General features: G+C 62.7%; 25 protein-coding genes. 14 read left to right on the top strand and 11 right to left on the bottom strand.

Annotated features, from left to right (window positions below; all coding sequences use genetic code 11):
* Positions 1 to 38: 38 nt before the first annotated feature.
* Complete coding sequence (locus BBI10_RS01455) at positions 39 to 1457, top strand: short-chain fatty acid transporter (protein ID WP_065986241.1); 1419 nt, start codon at positions 39 to 41, stop codon at positions 1455 to 1457.
* Between the two features lie 155 nt (positions 1458 to 1612).
* Here BBI10_RS01455 and BBI10_RS01450 read toward each other — a convergent pair whose 3' ends face one another.
* Together BBI10_RS01450 and BBI10_RS01445 are read right to left on the bottom strand one after the other, a co-directional pair.
* On the bottom strand, positions 1613 to 1939 hold the full coding sequence (locus tag BBI10_RS01450) for an antibiotic biosynthesis monooxygenase family protein (protein ID WP_065986268.1): 327 nt from the start codon (positions 1937 to 1939) through the stop codon (positions 1613 to 1615).
* Between the two features lie 4 nt (positions 1940 to 1943).
* On the bottom strand, positions 1944 to 2654 hold the full coding sequence (locus BBI10_RS01445) for a CTP synthase C-terminal region-related (seleno)protein (RefSeq protein WP_065986240.1): 711 nt from the start codon (positions 2652 to 2654) through the stop codon (positions 1944 to 1946).
* 89 nt (positions 2655 to 2743) lie between these two features.
* Here BBI10_RS01445 and BBI10_RS01440 point away from each other — a divergent pair, with 89 nt between their 5' ends.
* Entirely contained in the window at positions 2744 to 3622 is an 879-nt protein-coding gene (locus BBI10_RS01440) for a LysR family transcriptional regulator (RefSeq protein WP_065986239.1), read from the top strand.
* A 273-nt stretch (positions 3623 to 3895) separates the two neighbouring features.
* Here the strand turns inward: BBI10_RS01440 and BBI10_RS01435 are convergent, their stop codons facing one another.
* The 4 genes from BBI10_RS01435 to BBI10_RS01420 form a co-directional block, all read right to left on the bottom strand.
* Complete coding sequence (locus BBI10_RS01435; RefSeq protein ID WP_065986238.1) at positions 3896 to 4801, bottom strand: helix-turn-helix transcriptional regulator; 906 nt, start codon at positions 4799 to 4801, stop codon at positions 3896 to 3898.
* Positions 4802 to 4897: 96 nt separating this feature from the next.
* On the bottom strand, positions 4898 to 5587 hold the full coding sequence (locus BBI10_RS01430) for a fumarylacetoacetate hydrolase family protein (RefSeq protein ID WP_065986237.1): 690 nt from the start codon (positions 5585 to 5587) through the stop codon (positions 4898 to 4900).
* Positions 5588 to 5718: 131 nt separating this feature from the next.
* A complete protein-coding gene (locus BBI10_RS01425; protein WP_065986236.1) occupies positions 5719 to 6483 on the bottom strand; it encodes an SDR family oxidoreductase in 765 nt (254 codons plus the stop codon).
* Positions 6484 to 6525: 42 nt separating this feature from the next.
* Positions 6526 to 7458 (bottom strand): 2-hydroxyacid dehydrogenase, encoded by a 933-nt coding sequence (locus BBI10_RS01420; RefSeq protein WP_065986235.1) that lies wholly within the window; start codon positions 7456 to 7458, stop codon positions 6526 to 6528.
* 420 nt (positions 7459 to 7878) lie between these two features.
* Between BBI10_RS01420 and BBI10_RS01415 the strand changes: the two genes are divergently transcribed.
* The gene (locus tag BBI10_RS01415; protein WP_244160287.1) at positions 7879 to 9018 is read left to right on the top strand and encodes a glycerophosphodiester phosphodiesterase; all 1140 of its coding nucleotides are present in this window, start codon (positions 7879 to 7881) and stop codon (positions 9016 to 9018) included.
* A gap of 65 nt (positions 9019 to 9083) precedes the next feature.
* Here BBI10_RS01415 and pyrF read toward each other — a convergent pair whose 3' ends face one another.
* On the bottom strand, positions 9084 to 9782 hold the full coding sequence (gene pyrF, locus BBI10_RS01410) for an orotidine-5'-phosphate decarboxylase (protein WP_167355761.1): 699 nt from the start codon (positions 9780 to 9782) through the stop codon (positions 9084 to 9086).
* A gap of 175 nt (positions 9783 to 9957) precedes the next feature.
* Between pyrF and BBI10_RS01405 the strand changes: the two genes are divergently transcribed.
* The gene (locus BBI10_RS01405; RefSeq protein ID WP_065986232.1) at positions 9958 to 10125 is read left to right on the top strand and encodes a DUF2897 family protein; all 168 of its coding nucleotides are present in this window, start codon (positions 9958 to 9960) and stop codon (positions 10123 to 10125) included.
* A gap of 116 nt (positions 10126 to 10241) precedes the next feature.
* On the opposite strand, the gene BBI10_RS01400 is transcribed toward BBI10_RS01405, so the two are convergent.
* Positions 10242 to 11054 (bottom strand): substrate-binding periplasmic protein, encoded by an 813-nt coding sequence (locus BBI10_RS01400; RefSeq protein WP_244657039.1) that lies wholly within the window; start codon positions 11052 to 11054, stop codon positions 10242 to 10244.
* A gap of 441 nt (positions 11055 to 11495) precedes the next feature.
* Between BBI10_RS01400 and BBI10_RS01395 the strand changes: the two genes are divergently transcribed.
* Positions 11496 to 12038 carry an exonuclease domain-containing protein gene (locus tag BBI10_RS01395; protein ID WP_065986231.1) on the top strand — a complete coding sequence of 181 codons (543 nt, stop codon included), beginning with the start codon at positions 11496 to 11498 and terminating at the stop codon, positions 12036 to 12038.
* Positions 12039 to 12128: 90 nt separating this feature from the next.
* The gene (locus BBI10_RS01390) at positions 12129 to 12416 is read left to right on the top strand and encodes a pyrimidine/purine nucleoside phosphorylase (RefSeq protein ID WP_065986230.1); all 288 of its coding nucleotides are present in this window, start codon (positions 12129 to 12131) and stop codon (positions 12414 to 12416) included.
* Between the two features lie 21 nt (positions 12417 to 12437).
* Here the strand turns inward: BBI10_RS01390 and BBI10_RS01385 are convergent, their stop codons facing one another.
* Positions 12438 to 14216 carry an ABC transporter transmembrane domain-containing protein gene (locus tag BBI10_RS01385; RefSeq protein ID WP_065986266.1) on the bottom strand — a complete coding sequence of 593 codons (1779 nt, stop codon included), beginning with the start codon at positions 14214 to 14216 and terminating at the stop codon, positions 12438 to 12440.
* Positions 14217 to 14467: 251 nt separating this feature from the next.
* Between BBI10_RS01385 and BBI10_RS27515 the strand changes: the two genes are divergently transcribed.
* Together BBI10_RS27515 and BBI10_RS01380 are read left to right on the top strand one after the other, a co-directional pair.
* The gene (locus BBI10_RS27515) at positions 14468 to 14644 is read left to right on the top strand and encodes a PA1571 family protein (RefSeq protein ID WP_166650608.1); all 177 of its coding nucleotides are present in this window, start codon (positions 14468 to 14470) and stop codon (positions 14642 to 14644) included.
* 165 nt (positions 14645 to 14809) lie between these two features.
* A complete protein-coding gene (locus BBI10_RS01380; protein ID WP_065986229.1) occupies positions 14810 to 15790 on the top strand; it encodes a zeta toxin family protein in 981 nt (326 codons plus the stop codon).
* Between the two features lies 1 nt (position 15791).
* On the opposite strand, the gene pdxB is transcribed toward BBI10_RS01380, so the two are convergent.
* Both pdxB and tusA read right to left on the bottom strand, forming a co-directional pair.
* A complete protein-coding gene (gene pdxB, locus BBI10_RS01375) occupies positions 15792 to 16940 on the bottom strand; it encodes a 4-phosphoerythronate dehydrogenase PdxB (RefSeq protein WP_065986228.1) in 1149 nt (382 codons plus the stop codon).
* A gap of 88 nt (positions 16941 to 17028) precedes the next feature.
* Complete coding sequence (tusA, locus tag BBI10_RS01370) at positions 17029 to 17304, bottom strand: sulfurtransferase TusA (RefSeq protein ID WP_167355760.1); 276 nt, start codon at positions 17302 to 17304, stop codon at positions 17029 to 17031.
* A 249-nt stretch (positions 17305 to 17553) separates the two neighbouring features.
* Between tusA and BBI10_RS01365 the strand changes: the two genes are divergently transcribed.
* Genes BBI10_RS01365 through BBI10_RS01340 form a run of 6 tightly spaced genes read left to right on the top strand, consistent with a single transcriptional unit; the run spans position 17554 to position 23638 of the window.
* Positions 17554 to 20496 (top strand): monovalent cation/H+ antiporter subunit A, encoded by a 2943-nt coding sequence (locus tag BBI10_RS01365; protein ID WP_065986227.1) that lies wholly within the window; start codon positions 17554 to 17556, stop codon positions 20494 to 20496.
* Positions 20496 to 20840, top strand: coding sequence for a Na+/H+ antiporter subunit C (locus BBI10_RS01360; RefSeq protein ID WP_065986226.1), 345 nt, complete (start codon positions 20496 to 20498; stop codon positions 20838 to 20840). Before BBI10_RS01365 ends, BBI10_RS01360 begins: the two co-directional genes overlap by 1 nt.
* Positions 20837 to 22516: a monovalent cation/H+ antiporter subunit D gene (locus BBI10_RS01355; protein WP_065986225.1), complete on the top strand. Its 1680-nt coding sequence runs from the start codon at positions 20837 to 20839 to the stop codon at positions 22514 to 22516. The genes BBI10_RS01360 and BBI10_RS01355 overlap by 4 nt, the downstream gene beginning before the upstream one ends.
* The gene (locus BBI10_RS01350; protein ID WP_065986224.1) at positions 22513 to 23001 is read left to right on the top strand and encodes a Na+/H+ antiporter subunit E; all 489 of its coding nucleotides are present in this window, start codon (positions 22513 to 22515) and stop codon (positions 22999 to 23001) included. Before BBI10_RS01355 ends, BBI10_RS01350 begins: the two co-directional genes overlap by 4 nt.
* Positions 22998 to 23276, top strand: a complete 279-nt coding sequence (locus tag BBI10_RS01345; RefSeq protein ID WP_065986223.1) for a K+/H+ antiporter subunit F — start codon at positions 22998 to 23000, stop codon at positions 23274 to 23276. The genes BBI10_RS01350 and BBI10_RS01345 overlap by 4 nt, the downstream gene beginning before the upstream one ends.
* Positions 23273 to 23638 (top strand): Na+/H+ antiporter subunit G, encoded by a 366-nt coding sequence (locus tag BBI10_RS01340; protein WP_065986222.1) that lies wholly within the window; start codon positions 23273 to 23275, stop codon positions 23636 to 23638. Before BBI10_RS01345 ends, BBI10_RS01340 begins: the two co-directional genes overlap by 4 nt.
* The last annotated feature ends 47 nt before the right edge of the window (positions 23639 to 23685 follow it).

Here is a 23685-nt window from a genome sequence, read left to right as displayed (position 1 = left end):
CAAAAAACCTGAAAAATAACTAAAATGAGGTAACACACGTGGCCGCCGACATCGAAGAAAGCCGCTCCGCCCGCTTTGCCCTGCGTTGCGCCAAATGGGCGGAACGCTGGTTCCCGGACTCGTGGGTGTTCGCCGCCCTGGCCGTGGTCATCGTCACCCTCGCCACGCTGGTCATCGGCGCCAAACCCGCCGACACCGCCAAAGCCTTCGGTGACGGTTTCTGGAGCCTGATCCCGTTCACCATGCAAATGGCCTTCGTGGTCATCGGCGGTTACGTCGTCGCCAGTTCGCCGCCGGCGGTCAAACTGATCGACCGCCTGGCGCGCCTCCCGAAAAACGGCCGCTCGGCCGTGGCCTGGGTCGCGCTGATCAGCATGGTGGCCTCACTGCTCAACTGGGGACTGTCGCTGGTGTTCGGCGGCTTGCTGGTGCGGGCCCTCGCCCGTCGTACCGATCTGAAAATGGACTACCGCGCCGCCGGTGCTGCGGCTTATCTGGGTCTGGGCGCGGTGTGGGCCCTGGGCTTGTCGTCGTCCGCCGCGCAGCTGCAAGCCAACCCGGCCAGCCTGCCGCCGTCGATTCTGGCGATCACCGGGGTGATTCCGTTCACCCAGACGATCTTTCTCTGGCAGTCCGGGGTAATGCTGCTGGCCCTGGTGGTGGTCTCGATCATCGTCGCCTACGCCACGGCGCCCGGCCCGGCCAACGCCCGCGATGCCAAGGAATGCGGCATCGACCCGAGCTTCAGCCTGCCACCGCTGCCGCCGCGCACCCGCCCGGGCGAATGGCTGGAATACAGCCCGCTGCTGATCATTCTGATGGTCGCGCTGGCGTCCGGCTGGTTGTACAACGAGTTCAGCACTAAGCCCGCCATCACCGCGATTTCCGGCCTGAACACCTACAACTTCCTGTTCATCATGGTCGGCGCGCTGCTGCACTGGCGTCCGCGCAGTTTCCTCGATGCCGTCGCCCGAGCAGTGCCGACCACCACCGGCGTGCTGATTCAGTTTCCGTTGTACGGCTCGATCGCCGCGCTGCTGACAACCGTCAAGGGCGGTGACGCGCAAACGGTCGCGCACCACATCTCGACGTTCTTCACCAGCATCGCCTCCCACGACACCTATGCGCTGCTGATGGGTGTGTACTCGGCGATTCTCGGGTTCTTCATCCCGTCCGGCGGCGGCAAGTGGATCATCGAAGCGCCGTACGTGATGCAGGTCGCCAACGACCTCAAATACCACCTCGGCTGGGCGGTGCAGATCTACAACGCTGCCGAAGCCCTGCCGAACCTGATCAACCCGTTCTACATGCTGCCGCTGCTGGGCGTGCTCGGCCTGAAGGCACGGGATTTGATCGGCTTCTCGTTCGTGCAGTTGCTGGTGCATACGCCGCTGGTGCTGTTTCTGTTGTGGGTGCTGGGTACGACGCTGGCGTACATCCCGCCGGTCATGCCTTGATTAGATAATTAGGACCGGCTCTAGCCGGGAAGACGTCATTCGCCACACCGCACAATCGAGGGTGCATGTGAAGGCCCCTTCCCGGCTATGCACAAAGGGGACTGATTTATTTACAGCGCTTCACCGTAAATTAATCTGTCCCCGGCTACGGTACTTCAACTGCCAAAGCTGTACTCCCGCTCCACCCTGCAAACCCGCGTCGTACATTGCCGATACCAGGTCGACCGGCCGCGCTCACGGATTGCTCGATGTTCCGGATGTTCTTTCCAGGCCAGGATCGCGGCTTCATCCGCCCAGTAAGACACAGTGATCCCCAGCCCATCGTCGCCGCGTGCCGACTCCACGCCAAGGAAACCCCGCTGCTGACGAACAAGTTCGAGCATCCGTCGGGCCGCGTCGTCATATTCCGGTGCTTCGAGCTCAGTGCGGATCGAAGTGAAGATCACCGCGTAATACGGCACACCAAACGTGTTGGCCATCATCATGTCAAATCAACTCCGCCGCGCAGGCGCGCACAAAAGCCTTCACCAGCGGCGGGGTGCTGCCCTCCAGCGCGGCGCGTTCCGGTTGAAACAACGTGGCGACGAAAAACGGATGACCATCGAGTTCCACAGCCCGGACCTCGTCGTCTTCGTCGTAACCCGACACTCTCAGCGGGCCGGCAAACACGTCGGCCTCCAGTTCCTTGCGCAAACCATAACGGCAACGGTAGCGCTCCCGGGTTTCGAGCGAGTTGTACGCAGCGGCAATCCGCGACCCGGCCCGTAGACGAATCGGCGCGAAGGCCTCGACCAGCGAGCAAGTCAAGGGCGTGATGATGGCGTTCTCCGATTCCGGCGCCGTTTCGGCGTGCTCGGCATCGGCCCAGCCCAGATAATTGCGCGCGTACTCCAGCAACGCATGCTGAAAGCCGCCGCACGTCCCGAGGAAGGGCACCTGCCGCTCCCGGGCGAAGCGAATCGCCGTCAGCGCGCCGTCCATGTCGAGGTAGGGGCTGGCCGGCACGCACCAGATGCCCGCGAACCCCTGCGGGCTCGCGCCATCCCCGATGTCCGTCGTCGGGACCCACGTTGCCTGGACGTCGAGCCCCGTTTCGTTCGCCACCCTGTCCAGCGCCACGGGTATCGCTTGATGCGCCGGCACGCTCGGGTCGTAGTCTCCCACCAACGCGATTCGGATTTTCTGCCGCTGAGTCATGTGTGCTCCCTGATATCAAAACGCTTTGCATGAGGTCCGGGGGCGACTATAAGCTTGTCGTTCTGCAATCAGAATTGGCGTCCAGGCAAGTGATCAATGCAGCTGCGCACTATCGAATCAATCATGCCGACCTCACCCTCATCCTCGCGCTGGTGCGTGGGCGGACGCTGGCCAAGGCCGCTGAACTGCTGAGGGTCGATGTCTCGACGGTGTTTCGCGCGGTGCGTCGGATGGAAAAGGCGGTGGGCACGGCGCTCTTCGACAAGAGCCGCGCCGGCTATGTGCCGACCAGCGCAGCACTGGCGCTTGCCCAGCAGGCCGAAAGTGCCGAGAACGCGCTGGCCCTCGCGCAATTGAGCCTTGAGCAGGGCCGGCAAGTCGTCAGCGGCACCGTGCGCCTGACCTGTACCGAAGCTGTTCTGCAAAGCCTGTTGCTCCCCGCCCTGAGCCGCTTCATGCCGGACTACCCGGGCCTGCGCCTGGAACTGAACACCTCCAGCACCTTTGCCAACCTGAGCCGCCGCGACGCCGACATCGCGCTGCGTCTGACCAACACACCGCCTGAGCACTTGGTCGGGACTCGCCTGGGCACGGTTACGTATCAGGTCTGTTCGAGCGAGGCCTACGCACAACGCTGCGGTGATCGGGCCCTCGACGACATGGCCTGGATCGCCCCCGACGATTTCCTCCCCGATCACCCGACCGTGATGTGGCGCTGGCAGCATCTGCCCGGCGTGAACCTCGCTTATCGCTGCAGCTCCATGCTGGCAGTGGCGCAACTGGTGCGCGCAGGCATGGGTGTGGCAGCGCTGCCGGATTTCATGGTTCGGGACAGCGAGGTTCAGCCCATTACTGAAGCACTCGCAGGGCATGACACCGGGCTGTGGCTGCTGACCCGGCCGGATTGCCGGGCGCTGCGCTCGGTGTCGGCGCTGTTCAGCGAGCTGACCAAGGCGATTGAGCTGTAGGTTAGACGGCGCCAGATTGATGCCAGCTGTGTCGACGCCTTCCCGGCTAAAGCCGGTCCCACTAAGTAGGCGGTGTTCAGGTGGCCTGGGTTCAGGCAGGAAAGAAGTCAGCACATTGCGATTGAGCGGGCAAGATGCTTTCAGTGGGACCGGCTTTAGCCGGGAAGAGGCCAGTCCCGGCGCCATCACTTTCTCCCTCGAACGGGGACAGATTAATTTACGGTGAAGCGCTGTAAATAAATCAGTCCCCTTTAAAACCGTTCCAAACCCTCTTCAACCACCCCGCCGCTCCCGGCGAAACTGCCCCGGCGGCATGCCGTGGGCTTTGCGAAAACGCCGCGAGAAATAGGCTTCGTCGGCGAACCCGCAGATCTCGGCGATGTGGCTCAAGGGTTTGCTGCTGTTCATCAAATGCGTGCGCGCCAGCCGCATGCGCCGCTCCAGGACCAGTTCGGAAAAGCTGCTGCCGGTTTCCTTGCGCAGCAGGTGGGTCAGGTAATTGGGCGACAAAAAGGCCGCCGACGCGGCATCGGTGAGGGTCAAGGCCGGATCGGCGATGTGCGCGCGAATGTAGTCGATCACCCGGCCCATCGCATCGCGCCGTCCCCGCCGCTCGGCCTTGTTCGCCGACAGCGCCAGCAACTGCGCTTCGTAGCGATTGCACACCGTGCCGATCAACTGCAGCAGACACCCCCGCAGGATCGCGCCTGAACCCAATGGCCTGGCGCGATCCATGTCGCGCATCCGCATCAACAGCGCGGTTACCTCAGCGAAGTCAGCGTCGTCGAGTGTGAAATCCACATGCTCCTGAAACCGGAACGGCGCCAGCTCAGGCGCGTCGGCGACGGGCACGTCTTCAAGGTCCATCGGATCGCACTGCAGATGCTGCAGGAGAAATTCCTGAGAAAAATTGATCAGCACAAAATTGCCGTCTTCGGGGTGCGGAATCACGTGCAGTCGATGGGGCAGGATGAACGCCAGGGTGTTGCGCGGAAATGGCCTGACCGCGCCACCGATGTGCTGCACGGTGTCGCCGCCGAGGTTGATCTGGATCTGGAAATATTCATGGCGATGGGGCGCTGTCAGCGCGGGTCGGGCGGACTTGTCACGGATGTAGAAATCCATGCGGTCGCTGCGCTGCTGCATGCCATAGGTCTGGATGCGGGACGGATGGGCCATCGCTGAAACACCTGAAATCGCTGGTTCGGACTGCCCCATGGTAGGGCAACGGCAGCAGCCGGACCAATCGATTATCAGGCGGGCATCCACATCGGATCAGCCAATTGTCACACTGAGTTCGGCAATGCCTTCGATCCCGGCGGTGAGCACATCGCCACGCTGCAACGCACCTACACCGGCCGGCGTGCCGGTGTAGATCAGGTCGCCCGCCTTGATCCCGACCGACTGCGACAGGTGCGCAATCACGTCCCGCACAGCCCAGATCTGGTCAGACAGATCGCCGCGCTGACGGCGCTCGCCATTGATGTCGAGCCAGATCGCCCCGGCTTCCGGGTGGCCGATCTCGCTGACCGGACGCAACGGTGTGGCAGGCGCAGAGGCGTCGAAGGCTTTGGCCCACTCCCACGGCCGGCCCATTTTCTTGGCCTGCGCCTGCAAGTCGCGGCGCGTCAGGTCCAGACCGACGCCGTAGCCCCAGACGTGGGCCAAGGCATCCTGCGGGTCGATGTTCACGCCGTCCTTGCCGATCGCCACGACCAGTTCGATCTCGTGATGCAGGTCCTCGGTGAGCGGCGGGTAGGCAATCCGGCCTTCGGCGGGCACCACGGCATCGGCGGGCTTCATGAAGAAGAACGGCGGCTCGCGGTCGGGGTCGTGGCCCATTTCCCGGGCGTGGTCGGAATAATTGCGGCCGACGCAGAAAACCCGACGAATCGGAAAGCGGCCGGACGTCCCGGCGACGGCCAGGGACGGTGTGGCAACGGGGGCGATAACGAACTCGGTCATGGCAGTGTCCTCGATTGAAGGTGGCGCGGCATGGGTTGAGTGTGGCGATTGATCCTTCAGCCGGGTTGGACGGATCCCGCCAGCTCTTGGACAAAACAACGCAACTCAACGCAACGAGCCGCCCCGGTCAATCAGCCACGTCCCACAAACGGCATGCTGCTGGCCATGACAGTCATGTTCAGCACGTTGGCCGACAGTGGCAGCCCGGCCATGTAACTCACCGCTTCAGCCACGTGCTGCACATTCATGGTCGGCTCGACTTGCAGCTCACCGTCAGGCTGCAAGACGCCTTTGGTCATGCGATCGGTCATTTCAGTCAGGGCGTTGCCAATGTCGATCTGACCGCAGGCGATATTGAATTGCCGGCCGTCCAGCGCGGTGCTTTTGGTCAGGCCCAGCACGGCGTGTTTGCTGGACGTATAAGGCGAGCTGAAGAGACGTGGCGTGTGCGCGGAAATCGAGCCATTGTTGATGATCCGGCCGCCTTGGGGCGCTTGGCGCCGCATCAGGCCGAACGCTGCACGCACGCACAAAAACATCCCGGTGACGTTGGTGTCGATGACGTTCTTCCACTGCTCGACCGACAGCTCATCCATCGGTACAGCGGGTGCGCCGATGCCGGCGTTATTGAACGAAACGTCCAGCCGGCCGAAAGAGCGTTCAATGGTAGCGAACAGCGCCTCGACACTGGCCGGATCGCGCACGTCCGTCGGCACCGCCAGCGCCTGCTGACCGGCAGCCTCGGCCTGTTCAACCAGCGCCTGCAACGGTTCAGACCGACGACCGGCCAGCACGACAGCAAAACCGTCGGCCAGTAATTGCAGCGCCACAGCACGGCCAATGCCGCTCCCGGCGCCCGTCACCAAAGCAACTTTCAACACAGAAGATGAAGACATGCACGATTCCTTTTTTGTCAGAGAGTGCCAGACCACTGATCGTCAGCTGTGAACAGGCGTCAGCACCGGCTTGCCCGCGTAAAACGCCAGCAGGTTGTCGGCAACCCTTTGCACGGTGTCGCGCGATGCTTCCGGCGACAGCCCCGCAAGGTGCGGCGTGAGAACCACGTTGTTCAGCGCCTTCAAGGCATCGGGGACCTGCGGTTCATCGTCGAACACGTCCAGCGCCGCCCCAGCCAGGCGACCCTGCTTGAGCGCGTCGATCAGCGCATCGGTGTCGACAACACTGGCCCGGGCGATGTTCACGATGAAGCCGTCAGCGCCCAACGCTTCGATGGCGGCCTTGTCGATCAGGTGCCGCGTCGACCCGCCGCCCGGCGTTGCCACCACCAGAAAGTCAGACGCTTCTGCCAGCGCCAGCGGCGTCGCGCAATAGTTGAAATCCACGCCCGCCCGGGGCGAACGGCTGTGATAGTTGATGATCATGTCAAACCCCAGCGCGCGTTTGGCGATGGTCATCCCGACCGAGCCAAGGCCAAGAATGCCCAGGCGTTTGCCAGCGAACGAGGGCCGGGTGACCTTGCGCCATTCGTTGCGGCGCACCGACGCGTCGGCCTGGGGAATGTCGCGGACCGCCGCCAGCAGCAAGGCCATCGCGTGGTCCGCCACCGTCGGGGCATTTACCCCTGCCCCGTTGGTCACCACGATGCCTCGCGCTTCGGCGGCTTCGAGGTCGACGCGCTCGTAGCCCGCGCCAATCACACAGATGATGCCGAGGTTCGGCATCGCGGCCATCTCCTCGGCGGTGAACCCCAACGGGCCACGGGTCAACACGGCGTCAATCTCCCCACCCCCGTTCACCACCGCCTCCGCGCGCATCGCCGGCGTCGGCGCCAGAATCAGGCGAAAGCCGCTGCTTTCCAGAATCGGCAAATACATGTTCACGCTCTCAACCAGCACCAACACTGTTTTCATCATCCCTCCGCTGCGCGAAATTCGTGGAGCTGACAGTAGCGCGAGTAAGAGCGGTTTGGCAGGGTTGGAAGCCAGATAGAGATGGATTTCATAATAGACACGGTGCCGGAGTGCCAGCCCGACTGAGTTTTTCCCAGCTAAAACGAGGCCCACTGCGCTAATCCCCGTCGCTGAGTCGTAACCCCCGGTTAGGACCATCGGCCTCAATGTCATAAAAATCCCGGAAACTGGCAGCGCCGCATTAACACTCAAACCGACAGCAATTCCCCTCACAGCGACAACCCCGGTTGCCCGCGACGCGCTTTGCTGTTTAAGGTCTGAGCCCTGCGACACCCGATTTCGTCACGACAAAACGATGTGCCACGCGGTGCGGCAACGGCTGCGCCATGAACGGACATGCACAAAAGGAACATCAGAACCATGTTGAAAGGATTATCCAGAACGTTGAGCGGCGCCGCGATTGCCGGCGTGTTGTTGTCATCTGCCGTGGCCATGGCCGCCGCTGACACCGGCAACGCACCGGGTCGGGCGCTGGCGGCGAAGATCGGTGTGCCGTGGCCGGCGGTGATCGCCCATCGCGGTGCTTCGTTCAATGCGCCCGAAGAAACAGTGCCTTCGTACACGCTGGCCCGCGAACTGGGCGCGGACTACCTGGAGATGGACATTCAGCGCACCAAGGATGGCGTGCTCATCGCGCTGCATGACAACACGCTGGAGCGGACGACCAACATCGCCGACGTCTATCCGCAACGGGCCAAGGACCCGCTGAACACCTTCACGCTGGAAGAAATCAAGCGCCTTGACGCCGGCTCCTGGTTCAACAAGGCCTACCCCGATCGCGCCCGCGCCACCTACGCCGGGCTGAAGATTCTGACGCTGGACGAAGTCATCGACATCGCCGAAGGCGGCAAGAACAAGCCCGGTCTGTACATCGAAACCAAGGTGCCGGCACAGTTTCCGGGCATCGAAGAAGATTTGAAGAAGAAACTCGATCAGCGCGGTTGGCTGAGCCAGCGCCCTGCCGCCGAGAAAGGCTACGTCAACGTCGCCCACATGCCGGGCCGCGTGGTCCTGCAGACCTTCGAAAAACCAAGCCTGGAATTGCTGCAAAAGAGTATGCCCGACACGCCGAAAGTCCTGCTGCTGTGGCTGGGTGACGGCTCGATCGAAACGGCTTCGGGCAAGACATTCAAGGATTCGGGCGCAAAGGACAAGGCCAGCTTCTACGCCAGCCAGCAGGTGAAATCGAAAGAGGAGTTCGCCGCCTGGATGGACTGGGCCAAAGCCCACGGCGCCGTAGGGACCGGGCCGTCGGCAGCGCTGAAGAACGGCGGGGACCAGAGCTACAGTGACCTGGTGCAGCCTTGGATGAACAAGATGGCCCACGATCGCGGAATGATCGTTCACCCGTACACCGTGGATGACGCGGTGGACTTCAAAGCGATCAGCGAACAAGGGGTGGACGGGTTCTTCACCAACCGGGCTGCGGAATTGCTGAAGTTCTACGGCCGGCCGTCGAAGGAAAGCATGGACTCGATCCTGAAACGCAGCGGTTTCTAACGTCGAAACCAGTGATCAGGATGTGGGAGCGCCACCCCGGTCACTCCCACAAATGCCCGACGGTTTTAAGCCAGCTCTGCCACCACCGCAGCCAATGCTTTCGCCGGATCGGCCGCCTGGCTGATCGGGCGGCCGATAACCAGATAATCAGACCCCGCATCCAGTGCCTGACGCGGCGTCAGGATGCGGCGCTGATCATCCAGCGCACTGCCAGCCGGACGAATGCCCGGGGTCACCAGTTGCAGTGACGGATGCGCGGTTTTCAGCGCCTGGGCCTCCAGTGCGGAACACACCAGACCGTCCATCCCGGCTTTTTCAGCCAGCGCCGCCAACCGAAGCACTTGCTCCTGGGGCTCAATGTCCAGACCGATCCCGGCCAGATCCTCGCGTTCCATGCTGGTCAGCACGGTGACGCCGATCAACAGCGGCTTGGGGCCGGTGCGCTGATCCAGCACGTCACGGCAGGCCGCCATCATGCGCAGGCCGCCTGAGCAGTGCACGTTGACCATCCATACGCCCATCTCAGCAGCGGCCTTGACCGCCATCGCCGTGGTGTTGGGAATGTCATGGAATTTGAGGTCCAGAAACACGTCGAAGCCCTTGCCGTTAAGGGTTTCGACGATGTCCGATGCACAGCTGGTGAACAGCTCCTTGCCCACTTTGACCCGGCACAGCTTGGGGTCAAGCTGATCAGCCAGATTCAACGCGGCTTCGCGGGTCGGGAAATCCAGGGCGACGATGATGGGGGTCTGGCAGGCGGACATGAGCGGGTTCTCTGGCAAGTCGAAATCGGCGCGCATTGTAGCCGAACATCCCCCATGGCGGGACCCGGCAATCGGTAAATGCCTGCCCGACACGCACCAGGCGTCGGGCATCTTCTACAATTGAACCACTGGGCAGCGTCGCTGCTCCAACCTCTATCACAAGAAGGAGAGCGTTATGCCCTGGTATGCCTGGTTAATTCTGGTCGTTGCAATCGGCTCGATCGTCGGCGGTCTGCTGATGCTCAAGGACTCAGCGAAGAAACTGCCCCTGACTGATGAACAGCTCAAGCGTGTCCACGAGCGCAATGCCGAGATGGACGCAAAAGAAGCGCGGGACCGCTGAGTCAGCCCGCCAAACGATACGGTTAAAGCCCATTGCGGGAGCACGCTGCCAGCGCTCCCGCATCGCGCGCCCCCCCTCTTGCGCCGCGCTTCCTCAGCCGGTAATAGGTGCCCTCGTCAGTCCCCCTCCTTCCTGTCGCCCAACGCCACCGCGCGACGGGTGGACTGCGGTGTCACCGCGATGCGAAACGGCTGAAAGATTTTGAACATCTCCCCGTTCTCCCGGAGCTGCCGCAGCAGTTCGCTGAAGCGTTCGCCGCTGATGGGCGCATCCGGACGCAACAACGCGTAGTGGCGATAGACCTGATCCACACGGTCCGAGATCAGAAACTGATCGGCGTCCTGCGGGTTGTTCGACATGAACGTGCTCAGGTAGGAGCGCGTCACCAGGGCGATGTCCGCACGGTCACGCAGCACCATCAGCAAGTTGCTGTCGTGGGAATAGGTCAGCGTGGCGTTGTAGTTGTCGGCAAGAAATTTAGGGTCGGGGTCGAACCCCGCGAACGCATAGTGATAGCCGCTGAACAGCGCAAGGCGCTTGCCATGCAGCTCATCGAAATAGGTCTGGGTCCTGCCCTTCAAGCGATGGGCCACAAACACTTCGGCGTCTTCGAGCCCCATATCGACCGCTTCGTGGGGAATGCCTTTCCAGCCCCAGTCGGGGTTTTCGAAAATGGCCATGTCGAAGCGTGCCTGCTGGAAATCGCGAAACCGGCGCGGGATGGACGTGGGCACCGCTTCGAAGCGGTATTCGGTCTGCATCGCGTTCAGTGCGCTGATCATCTGCGGCAGCAGCCCGGTGTCTTCGCCGCGCTCGGGACGAATCGTATACGGCGGGAAATGCGCTGCACCAATGCGCACGATCTGGGTCGCACCGACCTGCCAGGCCCACAGCGTTGTGGTCGTGAACAGCAGGGTTTTAAAAACCATCCGCATCGGCGTGGATATCAAGAAAAGGCACCTCAGGCGAAACGGAGTACGTAAGCTATGCGTTCGCGATCAATTAGACAACGGTCAAACGGAAGCTAAATCGCCTCTGTCGTTCCAACTCTCGCCCTCCTTGCGCCTTGCTGCCCCCTTTCCCTTTTAGCCCACATCCGGGCTGAAGCTGTCCTTGTCCTGTGCATTATCGACCGCGCAGCGCTTTATGTGAGGACCAATGCGCCTGCAATTTATGCCGAGGGATGGGGGCCAGGCAAGCGCTGTCCCGGCCATATGCAAGTCAGGCACTACAAAAGACGCTGGCCCGGCAAACCTTCCTGCCCGCCGCGAGTCCCAATCATGGATCATCTGCGCCGGCAGTTGGACGTAAGGGCCGTGATGTGGCTACGCTCCAGGGCGCTGCCGCAGGTTATGAGACAGGAGTTCGAAATGCCCTACTGGCTGGTGATAGACCTGGAGGCCACCACCGAAGAGGGCGGGTGGCCGGTGGCGGAAATGGAAATCATCGAAATCGGTGCGTCGCTGGTCAATCAGGACGGGCGCGAAATCGACCATTTCGAACGTTACGTGCGGCCCATGCGCCGGCCGTTGCTCACGCCCTTCTGCCGCGAGCTGACGCACATTCGGCAGAGCGTCATCGACAGCGCCTTGACGCTGCCCGCCGTATGGCCACAGTTCGAACGCTGGATCGCCCAACACCGCGAGCGACTGGTGGCCTGGACCAGTTGGGGCGATTACGACCGCCAGCAACTGCAACAGGATTGGCATCAGCACCGGCTCGCCAGCGAACTCGCCACCCTGCCCCACATCAACCTGAAACAACGCTTCGCCAAAGCCCGTCACCTGCAAAAGCCCTGCGGCCTGAACACCGCGCTGCAACTGGCGGGAATGCATTTCAACGGCCAGCAGCACCGGGCGTTGTCAGACGCGCGCAATACCGCACGGTTGTTACCGCTGGTGATTCCCGGCTAGGGCGTGACGCATTTATCAAAGCGGATGACGGCCTTTTATACGTTCGGCATACTGTCCGGCCCTTTCCAGCCCTTCCCAAGGAATTCAGCCATGTTCAAGGTCAACGAGTATTTCGACGGTACCGTCAAATCCATCGCCTTCAAGCAAGCAGCAGGCGACGCGACCATCGGCGTCATGGCTCCCGGAAAATACAACTTCGGCACCGGCGACCGGGAAATCATGCACGTGATCTCAGGCGAGCTGAAAGTGCTGCTGCCGGGCGCCAATGATTGGGAAACCTTCAAAGCCGGCACGGATTTCAAGATCCCGGCGAACGTCAAATTCGACGTCGAAGCCACCGAAGAAACCGCCTACCTCTGCGAATACCGCAAAGACTGATACGCAGATTCAGGCCGGCGCTCAGCCGGCCTGCTCCACCCCGGCATTGAACTGCAAGGCTGCCAGCCGCGCGTACAGCGGGTTGCTGGCAATCAGCTCGCGATGGGTTCCCACCGCGACCAATTTCCCCTGATCCATGACAGCAATTCGGTCTGCGTTCTGCACCGTCGCCAGTCGGTGGGCGATCACCAGGGTCGTGCGGCCCTTCATCAACGTTGGCAACGCCTGCTGAATCAGGTACTCGCTCTGGGCATCCAGTGCGCTGGTGGCCTCGTCGAGCAACAGAATCGGCGCATCGGCCAGCAAAGCCCGGGCGATCGCCAACCGCTGACGCTGCCCGCCCGACAAGCCCATGCCGCCGTCACCCAGGTGCGTCTGATAACCCTGGGGCAGCAGTTGAATGAACTCATGGGCATGGGCAATCCGCGCCGCGGCCTCCACCTGCTCGACACTCGCCGCCGGGTTGCCGTAGCGAATGTTGTCCTCCACCGAGCCGAAAAACAGCGCAGGGGTCTGTGACACCCAGGCGAAGCACCGGCGCAGGTCCAGAGGATCAAGGCGCTCGGCGGGGATGCCTTCAATCAGCACGCGGCCCTGTTGCGGGTCATAGAAGCGCAACAGCAGGTCGAACAAGGTCGACTTGCCCGCGCCCGAAGGCCCGACCAGCGCCAGGGTTTCCCCCGCTTCGACGCTCAGGCTCAAGCCGTCTACGGCATTGCGTTCCGGGCGAGAGGGGTAGGCGAAACTGAGGTTTTCCAGCGCCAGGCGACCGCTGATGCGCTCGGGCAGCGTGAGCAGATCACTGGCGGGCGCGGTGATTTCACTGCGCGCCTGCAGCAACTCGCTGATCCGCTCTGCCGCGCCCGCCGCCCGTTGCATTTCCCCGATCACCTCGCTGAGGGTGCCGAACGCGCTGCCGACGATCAGGCTGTAGAACACGAACGCTGCCAGCTCGCCCCCGGAGATGCGGCCGGCAATCACGTCCATCCCGCCGACCCAGAGCATCACACCCACCGCGCCCAGCACCAGCACGATCACCAGGGTAATCAGCCACGAGCGCTGCAGAATCCGCTTGCGTGCCGTCTCGAAGGCGCCTTCGGCGGTCTGCGCGAAACGCTGTCGATCCTGCTCCTGATGGTTGTAGGCCTGGACGGTTTTGATCTGTCCCAGGGCCTCGGACACGTAGCTGCCGACATCCGCCACGCGGTCCTGGCTCTCCCGCGACAGGCTGCGCACACGCCGCCCGAAAATCAGAATCGGCGCGATCACCAGCGGCAGTGCCACGACGACGATGCTGGTGAGCTTGGGGTTGGTGAAGAACAGCAGGATGATTCCGCCAATGACCATCAGCGCGTTGCGCAGGAACATCGACAGCGACGAGCCGATCACCGATTGCAGCAGCGTGGTGTCGGCGGTCAGGCGCGACTGGATTTCCGAGCTGCGGTTGTTCTCATAGAAGCCCGGGTGGAGGCTGACCAGATGGTCGAACACCTGCTTGCGCAGATCGGCGACCACCCGTTCGCCGATCCACGACACCAGATAAAACCGCGCGAAGGTGCCGATGGCGAGGGCGATCACCAGCCCCATGAACAGGCCGATGGTTTCATTGAGCAGCGTCGGCGAACGGGTCATGAACCCCTGATCGACCATCAGCCGGATGCCTTGCCCCATCGACAGCGTGATGCCGGCAGTGACCACCAGCGCGAGCAACGCGCCGAGGGCTTGCTTGCGGTACGGGGCGATCATGCGCAAGGCAAGACGAATGGCATGCCGCTGACGGCCGGAAAAAACTGAAGCCATGGAGAACACTCGCAAGACGAATCAGTCGCAGAGCCTACACCTCCCTCCCCGCGCACGCTCGTCAGCTTTCGCTGAACTCTGCGCGCCGTCGTCAGTCATGGATTGTTCTCACGCCCTGCGTGCATGGGCCTTGCACACCGCCTTCCCCGACGACTCGCGACCGCGACGCAGATCGGCCGGAGCAGGTGTCACGGCGCAGTCACGCGGGCGTGGCTACTATGACGCGCAACCCCCTGATGAGGAGACAGCCCATGAGCTTGCAAAGCAGCAGCAATCAAGAACCCGTGTTCCGCCCGCAACCTGAGCTGCAACTGGGCGGCGCGATTCTCGACAGAAACGGGCAGGAAATCCTGATCACTGAAGAAATGGTTCAGGCTGCCTGTCAGGAATGCGAGAAGTACTGGGTGCAGCCCGAAAAACAAGATTGATGCACAGATCTGCTTGAAACCCGGCCATGGCGCCGGGTTTTTTATGGGCGCGATAAACATTCTGCAATACACAGCGCGTTTATTCCGTTGCCCATCGGCGGGCACTCCGATTACGTCCTTGGGACTTTCAACAGTCAATCCGACTCAACTCAAGGAAGACCTGCCATGACCGACACTCACTACGCCTACACACCAAAAGAACTGGATGCCGTATTTGAGGCAGTTGTGAACACCATCTTCGATGTACCGAAGGACATTGCAGACGATGGGCAGCCCGCCCCGAAAATTCTGGTGGTCGCCGGCGTACAAGGGTCCGGCAAGACCTACATGCTGAACAACACGCTGCTCAAGATTCCCGGATACGGCAACTACGTGCATCTTTATCAGGAGTATTTTCGCGAGCTGCACCCGCGCTATGCCGAGTTCGCCGATCAGGACGTGACCCGCCGCTACAAGCACACTGAAACCTTCATCTGGGAGCTGTGCAGCCGCATCTTTGCTTATGCCCACAGCAACACGTTCAACATCGTGATGGAAACCGCGCTGGACACCAAAGCCTTCGCCACGGTGATCTCGGGCCAGGCACTGGCCGCCTACCAGTTCGACGTTCACCTGATTGGCTGCAAGAAGGATTTCGTGCACCTTTCAACCATCAGGCGCGCCTTCAACGCGCTGGAAGCCGGGACCCTCGAGCGTTTTGTCGATATCGCCACCATCGAGACGAGCATCGAGAACGCCGAGGTCATTCTCAATGCGTTCGAGGAGGCTTGCATGAGGGTGAGCGGCTCCACCATCACCCTGTACGAGCGCGGCTTCGGTGAGCTCAAAGACCGCAAAAAAATCTGCAGCAGCCGCTGTGATCGAGTCGACTCGCTGACCCCGTACGTGTTCACCAATGAACAAGGCACAGAAATCACGTTGCAGGAACAGGTGCACCGGATCGAACGCAGCGAAGCGTTACCCACCCCCTGCAGCTTTGCCAGCTTCATCGCGCTGATCCAAGCCCCTGTCTCAGGCGCTGAAGATCGCCTGGAAGCCTGGCAAGAGGCCTACAACGCACTCCCGAGAATGCGCCGATTCTGGCAGCACGTTCCGCCCCGCCTGCCCGAGACACTCTGGTCTTACATCAAAAAATACAGCGAGTGACTCACTCAGTGACAACGGTGGCGCCCAAGGCCTCGACGATCTGACTCAACGTCGCCGACTCACCGTTGAGGCGAACCCGCAGGCTGTCGATTTCCCGACGGGGCGGATAATGCTTGCGCAGGGCATCGAAGGCCAGGCGCTGGCTCTGGGCATCCCCCACCAGACTGCGGCGGAAATCCGCGTCATCGCGGCGCGGATCGTACACGCCGCGACACAGCGTGTTCAGCGCCCAGACCGGGTCCGTGGCGGCATCCAGCGTGACCTCGGCCAGCCACGGCTTGGGCAGCAGATCTTCAAGACGGATGCTCGCCGGTTGCTCAAGGTGCGCACACAGGGCCTGATAGATTTGCGCCGTGCCGCGCTGCCTGCCGTCGAGGCTGTAACCGGCGATGTGGGGCGTGCCGATGACGCACAGCTCGGCCAGCTCGACGTCGACCGCCGGTTCCTGCTCCCAGACATCCAGCACCGCTTGCAGGTCTTCGCGCTCCAGCAACACTTGGCGCAAGGCGGTGTTGTCGACCACCGGGCCACGCGCCGCGTTGATCAGCCAGGCGCCGGGCTTGAGCTGTTGCAAGCGGGTGCGGTCGAACAGGTGCCAGGTGGGCGTGTCGCCGGTTTTATCCAGCGGTGTGTGCAGGCTGATCACATCGCAGCGGGCAATGATCTCGTCGAGGCTGACGTAATCGCCGCCCTCGCTGGCCTGACGCGGCGGGTCGCAGACCAGGACGTTCCAGCCTAGGCCGCGCAACACCTTGATCAAGCGACCGCCGACCTGCCCCGCGCCGACCACGCCGTAGGTGCGACTGGCGAGGCCGACGCCTTCGATTTCCGAGAGGGTCAGCAGGCTGCCCAGCACGTAGTCCACCACGCCGCGGGCATTGCAGCCCGGGGCGCTGGACCATTGAATGCCGGCTTCTTTGAAGTAATCGAGGTCGAGGTGATCGGTGCCGATGGTGCAGGTGCCGACGAATCGTACGGGTGTGCCTTCGAGCAAGGCGCGGTCGACCCGGGTCACCGAGCGCACCAACAGAATATCGGCGTCGGCAACGGCGGCACGGTCAAGGGTGCGGCCCGGGTAACGCTGGATATCACCGAGTCCGGCGAAAAAGGCGTCGAGCAAGGGAATGTTTTCGTCGGCAACTATGCGCATGTCAGGGCTCCTGGAGTGGCCGCAGTGTAGGCGCCAGCGCCCCGTCGAGCCAGCGTGACGCGCAACGCGTCAGCGAGTAGGTCGCAAATCAGTCTAGCTTCTTGCGGATCCAGTACAGGAACTCGCCGTCGCCCGCCTGTTTATCCACCAGTTCGTGGCCGAGGAAGACACAGAATTTCGGGATATCCCGCTGGGTGGAAGGATCGGTGGCGATCACCTTGAGCAGGCCGCCGGGCGGCAGGTCGCGCACCTTCTGGTGCAGCATCATGACCGGCTCGGGGCAGTTGAGGCCGGTGGCGTCGAGGACGGCATCGACGGCGGGGCTTTCAATGGGATCAGACAGGGGGGTGATCGAATCAGACATGAGGGGGCTCCGGAAACAGGCCGGCATTGTCGCCTAATCGGTACATGCCGCCAATCGGCACTTTGCCTCGGCCCTTTCGCGAGCAAGCTCGCTCCCACAATAGGGCAGATAGCCGCCAACCTTACGCGAACCAGACTGTCAACTACGCTGCTGCCTACAAACTTTGTAGGATTCTGCGACATCTTGGCGTTTGGTCATCCCGGACCCGGCACGTATGATCCTTGACATTTCTCCGCAGATTAGAAGCCTATGTCCCTGATAGTTCTACTGCTTCTGCCTTTCATCGGCAGCTGTCTGGCGGCGCTTTTGCCGCACAACGCACGCAACAGTGAATCCCTCCTCGCCGGCCTGATCGCCTTGATCGGCGCGGTGCAGGTCGCACTGTGGTATCCGCAGATCGCCCACGGCGGGGTCATCCGAGAAGAGTTTTTCTGGCTGCCCAGCCTGGGCCTGAACTTCGTCCTGCGCCTGGACGGTTTTGCCTGGCTGTTCTCGATGCTGGTGCTGGGAATCGGCGCGCTGGTGTCGCTGTATGCGCGTTATTACATGTCGCCGGACGACCCGGTGCCGCGCTTCTTCTCGTTTTTTCTGGCGTTCATGGGCGCCATGCTCGGACTGGTCATGTCCGGCAACCTCATTCAGATCGTGTTTTTCTGGGAGCTGACCAGCGTCTTCTCGTTCCTGCTGATCGGCTATTGGCACCACCGCGCCGACGCCCGACGCGGCGCTTACATGGCGCTGATGGTCACCGGCGCTGGCGGCCTTGCGCTGCTGGTGGGGATGATGCTGCTCGGGCATGTCGTCGGCAGTTATGACCTGGATCGCGTGCTGGCTTCAGGCGATGCGATTCGCGCCCACGCGCTGTACCCCGTGCTGTTGACGCTGATCCTGATCGGCGCGCTGAGCAAGAGCGCGCAATTCCCCTTCCACTTCTGGCTGCCCCACGCCATGGCGGCGCCGACACCGGTGTCGGCGTATCTGCACTCGGCGACCATGGTCAAGGCCGGGGTGTTCCTGCTCGCGCGCCTGTGGCCATCGCTGTCGGGCAGTGAGCAGTGGTTCTGGATCGTCAGCGGCGCGGGGGCGTGCACACTGGTGATCGGCGCTTATTCGGCCATGTTTCAAAACGACCTCAAGGGCCTGCTGGCCTATTCCACCATCAGTCACCTGGGGCTGATCACCCTGCTGCTGGGCCTGAACAGTCCACTGGCCGCCGTCGCGGCGGTGTTTCACATCCTCAACCACGCCACGTTCAAGGCCTCGCTGTTCATGGCGGCGGGGATCATCGACCACGAAAGCGGCACCCGCGACATCCGCAAACTCAGCGGGCTGATCAAGCTGATGCCCTACACCGCGACGCTGGCCATGGTCGCCAGCGCATCAATGGCGGGGGTGCCGCTGCTCAATGGCTTCCTGTCCAAGGAAATGTTCTTCGCAGAAACGGTGTTCATCACCTCAACCGACTGGGTCGAGATCGCCCTGCCGGTGATCGCCACGATCGCCGGGATCTTCAGCGTGGCGTATTCCCTGCGCTTTACCGTCGACGTGTTCTTCGGCCCTAAAGCCACGCGCCTGCCTCACACGCCCCACGAGCCGCCGCGCTGGATGCGCCTGCCCGTGGAATTGCTGGTGCTGGCGTGCCTGATCGTCGGCATTTTTCCCACGCACTCCGTTGGCCCGTTGCTGGCCGCTGCGGCACAGCCGGTGGTGGGGGGTGAACTCCCCGAGTACAGCCTGGCGATCTGGCACGGGTTGAACGCGCCGATGATCATGAGCCTGATCGCCATGGCGGCTGGCATCGTTCTATACCTGCTGCTGCGCGGCCCGATCAAGCGCAAACAGGTCAACGGCCCGCCGCTGATGTGGCGCCTGAACGGCAAGCGCATGTTCGAGCGCGTGCTGGTGTGGAAGATGCGCGGCGCCCGCCGACTGATGAGGCTGCTGACCACACGTCGTTTGCAGGCGCAGCTGTTTCTGATGGTGCTGGCCGCGCTGGTCGCCGGTTTCGTGCCGATGTACGAAAGCGGGCTGAGCTGGGGCGATCGACCGAAGATCCCGGGTTCCGGCGTATTTGTGATGCTCTGGCTGATCGCGATTGCCTGCGCCATTGGCGCTGCGTGGCAGGCCAAATATCACCGGCTGGCGGCCGTGACCATGGTCAGCGTGTGTGGGCTGATGACCTGTGTGACCTTCGTCTGGTTTTCCGCGCCGGACCTGGCACTAACCCAACTGGCGGTGGAAGTCGTCACCACGGTGTTGATCCTGCTCGGCCTGCGCTGGCTGCCGCGACGTAACGAAAACGTGCCACCACCGTCCCAGGCGCGACGCCGGGCCAAGGTGCGGCGGATCCGCGACTTCGTCCTCGCCGTGGCGGTGGGTGGCGGCATGGCGGTGTTGTCCTACGCGATGCTGACGCGGCCGACGCCGAACGCCATTTCCGAGTTTTACCTGAGCCGTGCCCTGGCCCAGGGCGGCGGCACCAATGCGGTCAACGTCATGCTCGTGGACTTCCGTGGCTTCGACACCTTTGGCGAAATCACCGTGCTGGCCGTGGTGGCGCTGACGGTCTTTGCCCTGCTGCGGCGCTTCCGTCCACCGAAAGAGAGCATTGCCCTGCCAGCCCAACAGCGCTTGCTGGCCCGTGACGTGGTCACCGATCTGGTCAATCCGCGTCACGCCGCCGATACCGCACTGGGCTTCATGATGGTGCCGGCGGTGCTGGTGCGCCTGCTGTTGCCGGTGGCTTTTGTGGTCTCGATGTACCTGTTCATGCGCGGGCATAACCAGCCGGGCGGCGGTTTCGTGGCCGGGCTGGTCATGTCAGTGGCGTTCATCCTGCAATACATGGTGGCCGGCACCCAGTGGGTCGAGGCCAACATGAGCCTGCGGCCGTTGCGCTGGATGGGCACCGGGCTGTTCTTCGCGCTGGCCACGGGTCTGGGCTCGATGGCCCTCGGTTATCCGTTCATGACCACCCACACCGCGCATGTGGTCCTGCCGATACTGGGTGACCTGCACATCGCCAGCGCGCTGTTTTTCGACATCGGCGTGTACGCGGTGGTGGTCGGCTCGACCCTGTTGATCCTCACGGCGCTGGCTCACCAGTCGGTGCGCAGCCATCGCCCGACCTCGCTGCCGCAGCCCATTGAACCGGTCCCGGCCGACAGTCCGATTTCACAAGGAGCCATCTGATGGAAGAAGTCATCGCCATTGCCATCGGCGTGCTTGCCGCGTCCGGCGTGTGGCTGATCCTGCGTCCACGGACCTTTCAGGTCGTGATGGGCCTGTGCCTGCTGTCCTACGGCGTCAATCTGTTTATCTTCAGCATGGGCAGCCTGTTCATCGGCAAGGAGCCGATCATCAAGGACGGCGTGCCCCAGGACCTGCTCAATTACACCGATCCCCTGCCCCAGGCGCTGGTGCTGACGGCCATCGTCATCAGCTTCGCCATGACTGCGCTGTTCCTGGTGGTGCTGCTGGCGTCGCGCGGTCTGACCGGCAACGACCACGTCGACGGCCGGGAGCTGGGTGAATGAGTGTGATGAATCAACTGATCGTCGCACCGATCCTGCTGCCGGTGCTCACCGCTGCGCTGGTGCTGTGGCTCGGCGAGAAACACCGCCCGCTGAAAGCGCGGATCAACCTGTTCTCCACCGGACTCGGCCTGGCGATCGCCATCACGCTGATGATCTGGGTGCAGAAGACCGGCACCACCGGCTCCATTGGCGTGTACCTGCCGGGCAACTGGGAGGCGCCATTCGGCATCGTGCTGGTGGTCGACCACCTGTCGGCGCTGATGCTGGTGCTGACCGGCATCGTCGCCTTCTGCGCCCTGCTCTTCGCCCTGGCCCGTTGGGACCGCGCGGGCGCCAGTTTCCACGCGCTGTTTCAGATTCAACTGATGGGGTTGTATGGCGCCTTTCTTACTGCCGACCTGTTCAACCTGTTCGTGTTCTTCGAGGTTTTGCTGGCGGCATCTTATGGCCTGATGCTGCACGGCTCGGGCCGCGCGCGGGTGTCCGCGGGCCTGCATTACATCACCATCAACCTGCTGGCTTCGTCATTGTTTCTGATTGGCGCGGCGCTGATTTACGGCGTCACCGGTACGCTAAACCTGGCCGACCTGGCGGTGAAAATTCCTCAGGTGCCGGAGGGCGATCTGGGCTTGCTGCACGCGGGCGCGGCCATTCTGGCAGTGGCGTTTCTGGCCAAGGCCGGCATGTGGCCGCTGAATTTCTGGCTGGTGCCGGCGTATTCCGCCGCCAGCGCACCGGTGGCGGCGCTGTTCGCGATCATGACCAAGGTCGGTTTCTACACGCTGCTGCGGCTGTGGACGCTGCTGTTTTCCGGTCAGGCCGGCGCGTCGGCGTTCTTCGGCGGGGACTGGCTGATCTGGGGGGGCATGGCCACCGTGACCGTGGCGGCGATCTCAGTGGTGGCCGCCCAGCGCCTGGAGCGCATGGCCAGTCTGAGCATTCTGGTGTCGGCGGGGATCCTGCTCTCGGCGGTCGGTTTCGCCCAGCCGAGCCTGACCGCAGGCGCACTGTTTTATCTGGTCAGCTCGACCCTGGCGCTCAGCGCGATGTTCCTGCTGGCGGAGTTGATCGAACGCTCACGCTCGGCCAATGACATCGCCCTCGACGAGGACGCCGACCAGTTGCCCAAGGCGCTGGAGTCGTTGCACCCGGTGCCGGGGACCAATCTGGATGACGAGCAGAAAGCCGTGGTCGGCCACGTCATCCCCTGGACCATGGCGTTTCTGGGCCTGAGTTTCATTGCCTGCGCACTGTTGATCATCGGCATGCCGCCGCTGTCGGGCTTCCTCGGCAAGCTGACACTGATCAGCGCCCTGCTCAATCCGCTGGGCCTTGATGTGGCGAAGGCCGAGGCCATTCGCGGCGACAGTTGGACGCTGGTGGCACTGCTGATTATTTCCGGACTGACGTCGCTGTTTGCCTTCGTGCGGGTCGGCATCAAACGCTTCTGGACGCCCCAGGAACATGCGGCGCCACTGCTGCGGCTCAACGAATGCCTGCCGATCGCCTTGCTGGTGGGCTGCGCCATCGTGCTGACGTTCAAGGCCCAGGCGCTGTTGCATTACACCCAGGACACCGCCCAGGCGCTGCATGACCCGCAGCAATACGTGCTCTCCGTCAAGGCAGCCAGGCCGATACCGGGGCCCGCTTCGGCAGCGGCGGAGGTGCAGCCATGAAGCGCCTGTTTCCCGCGCCACTGTTGTCGCTGTCGCTGTGGGGGTTGTGGCTGTTGCTCAACCTGTCGCTGAGCCCGGGCAATCTGCTGCTGGGCGCCCTGCTCGGCTTTTTCGCGCCCTACATCTTCGCGCCGTTGCGCCCTTCGCCCGCGCGAATCCGCAAACCCGGCGCCGCACTGCGCTTGTTCTTGCTGGTGGGCCGCGATGTGGTGGTGTCCAATCTGGCCGTCGCCTGGGGCGTACTGCGCGCGGGCCGCCGTCCACCGCGCTCGGCCTTCGTCAAGGTGCCGCTGGACCTGCACGACGCCCACGGCCTCGCGGCGCTGGCGATGATCTGCACGGTGGTGCCGGGCACGGTCTGGTCTGAACTGGCGCTGGATCGCAGCGTGCTGCTGATGCATGTGTTCGATCTGGACGACGAAGCTGCCTTCATCGAGCACTTCAAGAGCACGTACGAACGGCCACTGATGGAGATTTTCCAATGAGCGCCCTGCTCACAAACGCGATTCTTTTTACGCTGTCGGTGTTCACCCTCGCCATGGTCCTGACCTTGATCCGCCTGTTCAAAGGCCCGTCGGCGCAGGACCGGGTGCTGGCGCTGGACTACCTGTACATCCTGGCGATGCTGATGATGCTGGTGCTGGGGATTCGCTATGCCAGTGACACCTACTTCGAGGCGGCGCTGCTGATCGCACTGTTCGGCTTCGTCGGCTCATTTGCGCTGGCCAAATTTCTGTTGCGCGGCGAGGTGATCGAATGAATTCGTTGCAGGTTCTGCCGTTCTGGGTCGAAGTGCTGACCGCCGTCCTGCTGGTGCTGAGCAGCCTGTTCGGGCTGATCGGCGCGCTGGGTCTGTTGCGCATGAAAGACTTTTTTCAGCGCATGCACCCGCCTGCCTTGGCATCGACCCTCGGCGCGTGGTGCGTGGCGCTGGCGTCCATCGTCTACTTCTCGGCGCTGAAGGAAGGTCCCGTGCTGCACGCGTGGCTGATCCCGATCCTGCTCGCCATCACCGTGCCGGTCACCACCTTGCTGCTGGCGCGCACCGGACTGTTTCGCAAGCGCATGGCCGGTGACGACGTGCCACCTGAAGTCAGCGACGGCAGACAGCAAGGGCATTGATGCTGTGCCGTTGGCGATAGCCGGACGCACGCATGCCCGCCACCCAT

Origin of the sequence: Pseudomonas graminis, assembly GCF_001705435.1 — a bacterium.
In the GTDB taxonomy this organism is placed as follows: domain Bacteria; phylum Pseudomonadota; class Gammaproteobacteria; order Pseudomonadales; family Pseudomonadaceae; genus Aquipseudomonas; species Aquipseudomonas graminis_B.
This window is presented reverse-complemented; position numbering and strand designations above follow the sequence as displayed.